The organism is Clostridium sp. HV4-5-A1G (assembly GCF_900184915.1).
Lineage (GTDB): Bacteria > Bacillota > Clostridia > Clostridiales > Clostridiaceae > Clostridium_B > Clostridium_B aromativorans.
The window spans coordinates 1-9,897 of sequence record NZ_FXYI02000135.1; the positions used below are offsets into that span (position 1 = coordinate 1).

Below are 9,897 nucleotides of genomic sequence, written 5' to 3' on the forward strand. Positions count from 1 at the left end.
CGTGTGATCTGAGATTTGTATAAGAGACATGTTAATATAATTATATCAGAAACAAGTACGAATGGAGCATCCATATAATCCTAATAATCTGGTTTAGGAGTTTCTACAGGAAACCGTAAATTTCCCGTCTATGGTTGAAGTGATTTAAAGCTGCGTGTTTTTTGTGCTGAATTTTAAATTGGTTTGCCGATTTTGGGGTTCTTGGAAATTTACGATGTAGATTTTCAGGAGCTTTTTTAAGTATCAGAGTTCAGGAATTGTGAACTGTGAATTGTAAAAGGAGGATATATTTTATGAAAGTAGCTATTATATTTGGCAGCAGTTCTGATATTGACAAGATGAAGGGTGCCGCCAAAGCTTTGAAAGAATTCGATATACAATATGAGGCCTATATTCTATCGGCTCACAGAGTTCCGGAAAAACTTCTGGAAACTGTAAAAAAACTGGAAAATGAAGGCTGTGAATGTATAATTTCGGGTGCAGGCCTTGCAGCACACCTTCCAGGAGTTATTGCAGCAAACACCACTCTGCCGGTTATAGGAGTTCCGCTCAATGCAGCGGTTGAAGGGCTTGACTCTTTATTTTCAATAGTACAGATGCCAAAATCAATACCCGTAGCTACAGTTGGTATAAACAACAGCTATAATGCGGGTATGCTTGCAGTGGAAATATTGGCACTTAAATATTCTGAAATTAAGAATAAATTACTCGAATATAGAAAAAATATGAAAGAAAAATTTATAAATGAAAATGGAAAAGGAGTGGAATTATAAAATGGAAAAGGGAAATATGATCTACGAGGGAAAAGCAAAAAAGGTGTATGAAACTGATGATAAGGACAAGGTTATAATTTATTATAAAGATGATGCTACGGCTTTTAACGGACAGAAAAAAGGACAGATTTCAGATAAAGGTGTGATGAACAATACAATCACTTCAATGCTGTTTGAACTTCTTGAAAAACATGGAGTGAAGACTCATTTTGAGGAAAAATTGAGCGACAGGGAACAGCTTTGCAAAAAAGTAAAAATAATACCACTGGAGGTAATAGTGAGAAATGTGGCGGCAGGAAGCATGGCAAAAAGACTGGGGCTTAAAGAAGGAACTCCCCTTAAAACTACAGTCTATGAATTGAGCTATAAAAACGATGAGCTTGGGGATCCTCTTATAAATGATTATCATGCAGTTGGAATTGGAGCTGCTACTTTTGATGAACTAAAAACCATATATGATATGACAGCAAAGATAAATGATGTTTTGAAGACATTCTTCTTAAAGCAGGGAATAAAACTGATAGACTTCAAAATTGAATTTGGAAAATTTAATGGAAAAATACTTTTAGCCGATGAAATATCGCCGGATACCTGCAGGCTGTGGGATGCAAAGACGAATGAAAAACTGGATAAAGACAGATTCAGGAGAGATTTGGGAAATGTAAAGGAAGCCTATGAGGAAATATTGAAGAGAATAAGCAATAATTAAGTTAAATCCTTATTTTATGGGTATAAAAGGAGAGAATTTTATGTGCACTTTGAATGATAAATTTAATACCTGTTCCTGTATTGAGCTGGAAGAAGATAAATTTAAAGATGAATGCGGCGTATTTGGTATATTTTCTAAAAACGATCTGGATGTGGCATCTCTCACTTATTATGGACTGTATGCCCTGCAGCATAGGGGACAGGAAAGTGCAGGAATTGTAGTTTCGGATGGAAAAGAATTCAAATACCATAAGGGAATGGGACTTGTTTCGGATGTATTTGACAAAAAATTGCTGGAAAGTTTGAAAGGACAAAGTGCTATAGGTCACGTGAGGTATTCTACTGCCGGATCCAGCACTTTAAATAATGCCCAGCCCCTTATAGTAAAATATAAACTGGGATCTATTGCCATAGCACATAATGGCAATTTAGTCAATGCAGATGTCATAAGGGCACTTCTTGAAGATGCAGGGTATATTTTTCAGACTTCTGTGGATTCGGAGGTTATATTGAGTCTCATTGCACGGGAAGCAAAGAAGGATATAGGCAAAGCCGTAGTGGATGTAGTTCAGGCCGTAAAGGGCTCTTACGCCATTGTTATTTTGACGGAAGATAAACTCATAGGTGTGAGAGATCCAAATGGGATAAGGCCCCTCTGCATAGGAGAGTTAAATGGTGACTACATACTGTGTTCTGAAAGTTGTGCACTTGATTCTATAGGCGCGGATTTTGTAAGGGATGTAGCTCCAGGAGAAATTGTCATAATAGACAAAGATGGAATCAAATCCATAAATTTTGCTGAAAGAACAAAATGTGAAACCTGTTCTTTTGAATATATATATTTTGCAAGACCAGACAGTACGATAGATGGAATAAATGTCTATACTTCTAGAATTAAAGCTGGGAAAATACTTTATAAAGAAAATCCGGTAGAGGCAGATGTGGTAATAGGTGTGCCAGATTCAGGAATACCAGCTGCTCTTGGATATTCGGAGGCATCAGGTATTCCATATGCAATAGGCTTTATAAAAAATAAATATGTGGGAAGGACATTCATATCACCTTCAAAAGAACTTAGATCCAAAGCTGTAGCTGTAAAACTAAACCCGCTTAAAGTAAATGTGGAGGGTAGGAGAGTCGTAATAGTGGACGATTCCATAGTAAGGGGAACTACCAGTAGGAAGCTTGTGGAGATATTGAGAAGGGCTGGAGCTAAAGAGGTTCACTTTCGGGTTAGTTCTCCTGTTGTAAAATACCCATGCTATTTTGGTATTGATACCCCCTATAGAAAAGATCTCATAGGTGCCAATGCAAACATGGAGGAGATCAGAGAGGAAATAGGAGCAGACAGCCTAGGATATATCAGTATAGATGGAATTTTAAAATCTTTAGACTGCAGCGCTGAAAGAGGATACTGTGTGGGATGCTTCAGTGGAATCTATCCCATATCTGCACCTATAGAAAAAGATAAAAATTATTTAGAGTAAAGGATGGTTTTATCATGACGACCTATAAGGATGCTGGTGTTAACATTGAAGAAGGGTATAAATCTGTAAAGCTTATGAAGGAGTATTCAGCCAGTACTTTTATTCCCGGTGTATTGAATGGGCTCGGGAGTTTTGCAGGTATGTTTGAATTGGGAAAATATAAGAATCCTGTACTTGTTTCTGGAACCGATGGAGTTGGGACAAAATTGAAGATAGCTTTTCAGATGGGTATATATGATACAGTTGGAATAGATTGTGTTGCCATGTGTGTAAATGATATTTTGTGCCATGGAGCAAGGCCTCTTTTCTTTCTGGATTATTTGGCCTGTTCCAATTTACAGGCGGAAGTTGCTTCAGATTTGGTCAAGGGTGTATCAGAGGGGTGCATTCAGGCGGGATGTGCGTTGATTGGCGGTGAAACAGCTGAAATGCCTGGATTTTATGCCAAAGGCGATTATGACATGGCGGGTTTTGCTGTGGGAATTGTGGAGAAAGATGATATAATAGATGGAAGCAAAGTGAAAGAAGGAGATACACTTATAGGCATAGCTTCCAGCGGAGTCCACAGCAACGGTTATTCCCTTGTGAGAAGTCTTATAAGAAATTTTGAGGACAGTTTTGGTGACAGTACTCTGGGAAAGGTACTTCTAACTCCCACCAAAATATACGTAAAGCCTGTATTGAAATTACTGGGAAAATTTGATGTGAAAGCCATGGCTCATATAACGGGAGGGGGTTTCTTTGAAAATGTACCCAGGATGTTCAAGGAGGACTTTACTGCGGTCATTCATAAAAACAGCTATGATGTACCGGATATATTCAAATATATAATGGACTTGGGAGTGGATGAGCAGCATATGTACAACACCTACAATATGGGTATAGGTTTTGTACTCTGTGTAGACCCCGGGGACTCTGAAAATATAATATCTGAGCTTGAGAAAATAGGTGAAAGTGCATACATAATAGGAACTGTAAAAAGAGGGGAAAAGAAAGTATGTTTAAAATAGCGGTTTTGGCTTCCGGCGGCGGAACGGATTTTCAGTCAATAATAGATGGAGTGGAAAGTGGATATCTTGAAAATTGCAGGATCGAGATTTTAATAACGGATCGAGCTGGTATATATGCTCTTGAAAGAGCTAAAAAACATGGAATTAAGTACAAAGTGTTCGATAGAAAAGTTTATGGTGATAAAATATCGGATGAAATATTGAAACTGCTCTATAACAAGGCAGATCTGATAGTATGTGCAGGGTGGCTTTCAATACTTAAGGGAAAGCTGATTTCAGAATTTGAAAACAGGATTATAAATATACACCCTTCTCTCATACCTTCCTTTTGCGGGGACGGGATGTATGGAATAAAGGTACATGAGGCTGCAATTAAGAAAGGTGTCAAGGTATCTGGATGCACTGTACATTTTGTGGATACAGGCACTGACAGCGGTCCTATAATTTTTCAAAAATCAGTGCCGGTGTATTTTGAGGATACTGCTTATGAGCTTCAAAAGAGAATATTAAAAGAGGAGCACATAGCTCTTCCTAAAGTTATCAGGCTTATTTCCCAAAATAAAATATCAGTGAAACAGGGAAGAGTTCAAATTTGCAAATAAAATAAATGGAGGCGTAAGTTATGATAAAACGTGCACTTATAAGTGTCTACAACAAAAATGGTCTATTGGAATTGGCACGATTTTTGACCAGCAGGGAAGTGGAGATAATATCTACTGGAGGGACATATAAGTACCTTGCAGAGAACAATATAAAAGTTACAGAAGTATCGGAAGTAACAGGATTTGATGAAATACTGGACGGAAGGGTAAAAACACTTCATCCTGCAATACATGCAGGTATACTTGCTAAAAGGGATAACGAAGCACACATGGATACCATAAAAAACAAGAACATACTTCCAATAGACATGGTTGTTGTAAATTTGTACCCTTTTTTTGACAAGGTATGTGACGATATAAGTTTTGATGAAAAAATAGAGTTTATAGATATAGGCGGGCCGACCATGATAAGGGCAGCAGCTAAAAATTTCAAAGATGTGGTAGTGGTTACAGATGTGGAAGATTATTCTCCAGTAATTGAAGAAATAAAATCCTCCGGGGATGTGAAATATGAATTTAGAAGAAAGCTTGCAGGAAAGGTGTTTAACCTTATGTCTGCCTATGACGGAGCTATAAGCAATTTCCTGCTGGAAGAAGAATATCCTGAATACCTAAGCCTGTCTTATAAGAAATCTGAAGATTTAAGATATGGAGAAAATCCACATCAGAGCGCGGCTTATTATACAGAAACTGTGGGAAAAGCTCCTATGAAGGATTTTGAGCAGCTAAACGGGAAAAAGCTTTCCTATAACAATATGAGGGATATGGATATGGCCTGGAGAGCAGTAAATGAATTTGATGAAATATGCTGCGTGGCAGTGAAGCATAATACTCCCTGTGGTGTGGCAATTGGGAGAGATCTTCATGATGCTTATTTAAGGGCTTATGAATGTGATCCCACTTCTATATTTGGAGGAATTATAGCTTTTAATGGAAAAGTAGATGCAAAAACTGCTGGAGAGATAGTAAAAATTTTTGTAGAGATAGTCATAGCACCTGATTTTGATGGAGAAGCAGTTGATATACTGGAGAAGAAAAAGAATCTCAGGATAATAAAGTGCGAAGCCAAACCTACAAATGAATACGAGATAGCAAAATTGGACGGGGGAATACTTGTTCAATCTGCGGATACAAAGCTTGTAGATAAAGTTAGGGTTGTAACTGAAAAGAAACCTTCAAAAGAGGAAATGGACAATTTGATATTTGGAATGAAGGTTTGCAAATATGTAAAATCCAATGCAATTGTGGTGGCTAAGGATTTTATGGCAAAGGGAATTGGAGGAGGACAGGTAAATAGAATATGGCCTGCCTGTCAGGCTCTTGACAGGGCAAAAGATGGTGTTGTACTTGCATCCGATGCATTCTTCCCATTTAATGATGTGGTGAAGGAAGCTGCTAAATATGGGATAAAGGCCATAATTCAACCCGGCGGTTCTATAAGAGACAATGATTCCATAGAAGAATGCAATAAAAATGGAATATCCATGGTGTTTACGGGAGTAAGGCATTTTAAACATTAATTTTAATAGAAGGGGGTAACCAGGCAGTGAAAGTGCTTGTTATAGGATCAGGTGGAAGGGAACATGCTATCTGCTGGAAGATAGCTCAGAGTCCAAAAGTGGAGAAAGTATTTTGCGCCCCGGGTAACGGCGGAATAGAAATAGAAGACAAGTGCAGTAACGTGAATATAACGGATATGGATGGCCTTATGGATTTCGCATTGGAAGAAAAAATAGATCTTACTGTAGTTGGTCCTGAGGTTCCGCTTACAGAGGGGATTGTGGATAAATTTAAAGACAGGGGTCTAAGTATATTTGGACCCTCTTCGAAAGCGGCAATGCTGGAGGGAAGTAAAATTTATTCCAAGAATTTCATGAAAAAATATGGCATTAAAACTGCAGAGTATGCAGTTTTTGATCAGATAGATAAAGCTTTGGGATATATTGGAATATGCAGTTATCCTGTGGTTGTAAAAGCAGATGGGCTGGCAGCCGGAAAAGGGGTATTCATATGTCAGAATTACAGAGAAGCAAAATCTGCATTGGAAGATTTAATGATAAGGAATGTGTTCAAAGGGGCAGGAAAAAAAGTGGTTATTGAAGAATTTCTGCAGGGAGTAGAGGCTTCAATATTGACTATAACAGATGGAAATACCATTGTTCCTTTTATATCTTCAAAGGATCATAAGCAAATTTATGACGGCGGTGTAGGACCGAATACCGGCGGCATGGGAGCTGTAGCACCAAACCCCTATTGCAGTGAGAAAGTGCTTGAAGATTTTGCAAAAAATATAATGGAACCCACTTTAAGGGGAATACAGCAGGAGAACTTGGATTATACCGGAATAATTTTCTTTGGAATAATGATAACCAAAAAAGGTGTCTATCTTTTGGAATACAATGTGAGGATGGGTGATCCGGAAACTCAGGCAGTGCTGCCCCTTATGAAAAGTGATTTTGTGGATCTGATTCAAGCTGCCCTTTCAAAAAGACTTTTGAGTTTCAAGCTGGAGTGGAGAAAAGGTGCATGCTGCTGTGTAGTGGCAGCTTCTAAAGGATATCCTGCAAAATATGAAACCGGATTTGAAATAGAAGGTTTGAAGAAGGAAAACAAAATTTTTGCAGCAGGTGTCAAGAAAGAAAATGGAATTTTTAAAACAAGCGGCGGGAGGGTTCTTGTAACCTATGGAATTGGCGGCAATCTGGAGGAAGCCATTGAATGTGCCTATGAAAACCTTAAAAGGGTGAGCTTTAATGGCATGTATTTCAGAAAAGATATAGGAAAGTAATTCAAATATCAAATCTAAGGGGTTTTTGGCTTTATCCGAAAACCCCTCATTAATTGTGAATTGTACATTGTGCATTGTAAAAAGGGTCAGCTTTTAATTTATTGTTACATAATACTTTTTAAGTGGAAATAATTTTAAGTTAATAGTAAAATATAAAATAGTTCTTATCTTATGGAGGTTATTTTAATATGAGTAATGCGAAAAGGAGAAAGAGGAAAAAGAAGAAGAGATCTTCTTTTAAAATGTTTTTGATATTTGTAATCTATGAGCTTGTAGTGGTTGTGGTTACTACTCCATTGCTTGTATTTTACGGTCCCTTTAAAAATGTAAGAAATCAAATAGTGGCAACAGCTATGGCAACTTTTAGCCATCAATACATAGCTACTTTATTTTTGTCAAAAGACAAGATAAACCAAATACTTCAGGAAGGGAAAAATGGTCAGACTACCAGTGCAGAAGCTGAAAATCTAAATGGAGTAAATATAGCTCATGTGGGTGATAAGAGTATAAAGAGGTATGACATAGATACTTCAAAATTCAACGGCTATATTCTGGAAATAGACGATCCTAAAAGGATACGAATAGGGTATACCAGTAAACTCAGGGAAGTAGGAGAGAGGACCAGTGAGATAGCCAAAAGAAATGGAGCAGTGGCTGCTATAAATGGAGGGGGATTTTCCGATAAAACAAGCAGCGGAAAGCTCTGGGTAGGAACAGGGGCTTATCCGGAGGGAATTATAATATCCGGGGGAAAGCTCATATACAGTGATGTAAATCCTGATGGAGAAATAAATGTGACGGCTTTTACTCCAAGCGGAAGGCTCATAGTGGGAGATCATACCTTAAATGAATTACTTTCCCAGGGTGTGGTAGAGGCTATTTCTTTTAGAAATTCTCTCATAATAAATGGTAAGACTGTAGCTGTGGAAAATGAAGGACTAAACCCCAGGACAGCTATAGGACAAAAAGCAGATGGAACCATAGTCATGCTGGCCATAGACGGTAGGAAAGGACTTAAAATGGGAGCTTCTTTGAAAGATGTACAGAATATACTCCTCAAGCAGGGGGTTGTGAATGCAAGCAATCTGGATGGAGGATCTTCTACTACTATGTACTTAAACGGTGAGGTCATAAACAATCCAAGTGACTGGAACGGGGAGAGGACTGTGGCTACAGCCATATATGTAAAACCCTAGAGGAGAGTGGATGGATGAAAAACTTTAAGAGAATAATTATTTGGACTCTGATACCTGTAGTTATAGAATTAATAGGGCTTTTGTGTCTTAACTTGTTTTATTTCAACGGGGATGCAAATTTCAGCATAAAAAAGGTTGATATTTCTTCAAAACAGGCAGAGCATAAAATAAAAGTGAAAATACCGGAATATGCAGAGCAGATCAAAGTGGCAAGCAGTGGGAATTACATATCCTATTATGACGGTCAGTCACTGCATGTGGTTGATACCATTAAAAATGATGAAAAAGAAGTAAATCTTGAAAATGAGTTGTCCTATTATACCTGGAATCTGGATACTGATAATATGTTTATAGCGGAGAAAACAAGTACAGGAGGAAATTCAAGTAATTTAAAGTTTGAATCATATGATGCAAAACGTGATGAAATATACCCTCTGAAAAATTTGGATAAGAATCAGGATCTTTCCATACTGCTGCCGGACGACTCCTATGAGGTTAAACGAGTAGCATTTTCAGGACCAAGTAATGTGGTATATGTGATGAGTCTTGGAAATGAAGAGACAAATGGGAGAATATACAGGATAGATGTCATGATAAGGATGAATTTAGTTAATTTTGGAAGATGCCGTCTTGGAAATATAGCAGCTGTAAATGATGAAAATGGCGACGAGATCATATATGAAGACAGAACCTATAATAGAATCAGAACGGGAAGGGGAAGGGTGATAGCAACAGGGGAAAATGCCATGCATTATCTTCTAAATACAGATGAAAACAATAATATATACATAGGAAATGGTGAAAATAATAAGGTCAATAAAATATTCATAAGTAATCTGGATGTTGACAAGAGAAAAGTATATACTCTGCCCTCATATGTGAATAAAAACAACATATATATCACCAGAGACAGAAAAATATATGTGGATAATCCGGAAGCTGGCGAAGTAAAGGAACTGACTACGGGAAAGGTGACTAAATATGACGGAAAATTGATATCTTTATATGAATATGGCATAGTAAGTCAAGATGGAAATAAAATAGTTAACAGTTTATTTTAACATGTTGATATATTGTTTAAAATCAAAGTTCAAAGTTCAATTATAAAATTTAGCAGATTTTTACTAAAGTTAAAAATCTTCATAATTTTATATTCTTGCTTTGAACTTTATTTATTTATGTCAATTTCCAGTTTAACATACAGAAAATTAATAGTGTATATTATGTCTCTTATACACATATCCGAGCCAACGAGACCGTACTAGATATCGTATGCAGTCTTCTGCTTGAAAAAAAAAAGTCGGGGGGGGGGGGGGGGGGGGGGGGGGTGGGG

General features: G+C 37.5%; 9 protein-coding genes and 1 riboswitch. All 9 genes read left to right on the plus strand.

Annotated features, from left to right (window positions below; genetic code table 11):
- The first annotated feature begins 50 nt into the window (after window positions 1-50).
- Window positions 51-151: riboswitch (purine riboswitch) on the plus strand.
- A gap of 142 nt (window positions 152-293) precedes the next feature.
- Window positions 294-773 carry a 5-(carboxyamino)imidazole ribonucleotide mutase gene (gene purE, locus J5G60_RS13290; protein ID WP_150358372.1) on the plus strand — a complete coding sequence of 160 codons (480 nt, stop codon included), beginning with the start codon at window positions 294-296 and terminating at the stop codon, window positions 771-773.
- Window position 774: 1 nt separating this feature from the next.
- Window positions 775-1,482, plus strand: coding sequence for a phosphoribosylaminoimidazolesuccinocarboxamide synthase (purC, locus tag J5G60_RS13295; RefSeq protein ID WP_150358373.1), 708 nt, complete (start codon window positions 775-777; stop codon window positions 1,480-1,482).
- A gap of 40 nt (window positions 1,483-1,522) precedes the next feature.
- A complete protein-coding gene (purF, locus tag J5G60_RS13300) occupies window positions 1,523-2,968 on the plus strand; it encodes an amidophosphoribosyltransferase (protein WP_150358374.1) in 1,446 nt (481 codons plus the stop codon).
- Between the two features lie 14 nt (window positions 2,969-2,982).
- On the plus strand, window positions 2,983-3,978 hold the full coding sequence (purM, locus tag J5G60_RS13305) for a phosphoribosylformylglycinamidine cyclo-ligase (RefSeq protein WP_150358375.1): 996 nt from the start codon (window positions 2,983-2,985) through the stop codon (window positions 3,976-3,978).
- Window positions 3,966-4,580 (plus strand): phosphoribosylglycinamide formyltransferase, encoded by a 615-nt coding sequence (purN, locus tag J5G60_RS13310; RefSeq protein WP_150358376.1) that lies wholly within the window; start codon window positions 3,966-3,968, stop codon window positions 4,578-4,580. The genes purM and purN overlap by 13 nt, the downstream gene beginning before the upstream one ends.
- Window positions 4,581-4,600: 20 nt before the next feature.
- The gene (gene purH / locus J5G60_RS13315) at window positions 4,601-6,100 is read left to right on the plus strand and encodes a bifunctional phosphoribosylaminoimidazolecarboxamide formyltransferase/IMP cyclohydrolase (RefSeq protein ID WP_150358377.1); all 1,500 of its coding nucleotides are present in this window, start codon (window positions 4,601-4,603) and stop codon (window positions 6,098-6,100) included.
- Between the two features lie 26 nt (window positions 6,101-6,126).
- Window positions 6,127-7,368 (plus strand): phosphoribosylamine--glycine ligase, encoded by a 1,242-nt coding sequence (gene purD, locus J5G60_RS13320; protein ID WP_150358378.1) that lies wholly within the window; start codon window positions 6,127-6,129, stop codon window positions 7,366-7,368.
- A 188-nt stretch (window positions 7,369-7,556) separates the two neighbouring features.
- Window positions 7,557-8,564: a phosphodiester glycosidase family protein gene (locus tag J5G60_RS13325; RefSeq protein ID WP_150358379.1), complete on the plus strand. Its 1,008-nt coding sequence runs from the start codon at window positions 7,557-7,559 to the stop codon at window positions 8,562-8,564.
- A 14-nt stretch (window positions 8,565-8,578) separates the two neighbouring features.
- Window positions 8,579-9,625, plus strand: coding sequence for a hypothetical protein (locus J5G60_RS13330; protein ID WP_150358380.1), 1,047 nt, complete (start codon window positions 8,579-8,581; stop codon window positions 9,623-9,625).
- The last annotated feature ends 272 nt before the right edge of the window (window positions 9,626-9,897 follow it).

Coding starts and splice junctions, on each gene's coding strand:
- purE (WP_150358372.1), top strand. CDS start 294: ATGAAAGTAGCTATTATATTTGGCAGCAGTTCTGATATTGACAAGATG.
- purC (WP_150358373.1), top strand. CDS start 775: ATGGAAAAGGGAAATATGATCTACGAGGGAAAAGCAAAAAAGGTGTAT.
- purF (WP_150358374.1), top strand. CDS start 1,523: ATGTGCACTTTGAATGATAAATTTAATACCTGTTCCTGTATTGAGCTG.
- purM (WP_150358375.1), top strand. CDS start 2,983: ATGACGACCTATAAGGATGCTGGTGTTAACATTGAAGAAGGGTATAAA.
- purN (WP_150358376.1), top strand. CDS start 3,966: ATGTTTAAAATAGCGGTTTTGGCTTCCGGCGGCGGAACGGATTTTCAG.
- purH (WP_150358377.1), top strand. CDS start 4,601: ATGATAAAACGTGCACTTATAAGTGTCTACAACAAAAATGGTCTATTG.
- J5G60_RS13325 (WP_150358379.1), top strand. CDS start 7,557: ATGAGTAATGCGAAAAGGAGAAAGAGGAAAAAGAAGAAGAGATCTTCT.
- J5G60_RS13330 (WP_150358380.1), top strand. CDS start 8,579: ATGAAAAACTTTAAGAGAATAATTATTTGGACTCTGATACCTGTAGTT.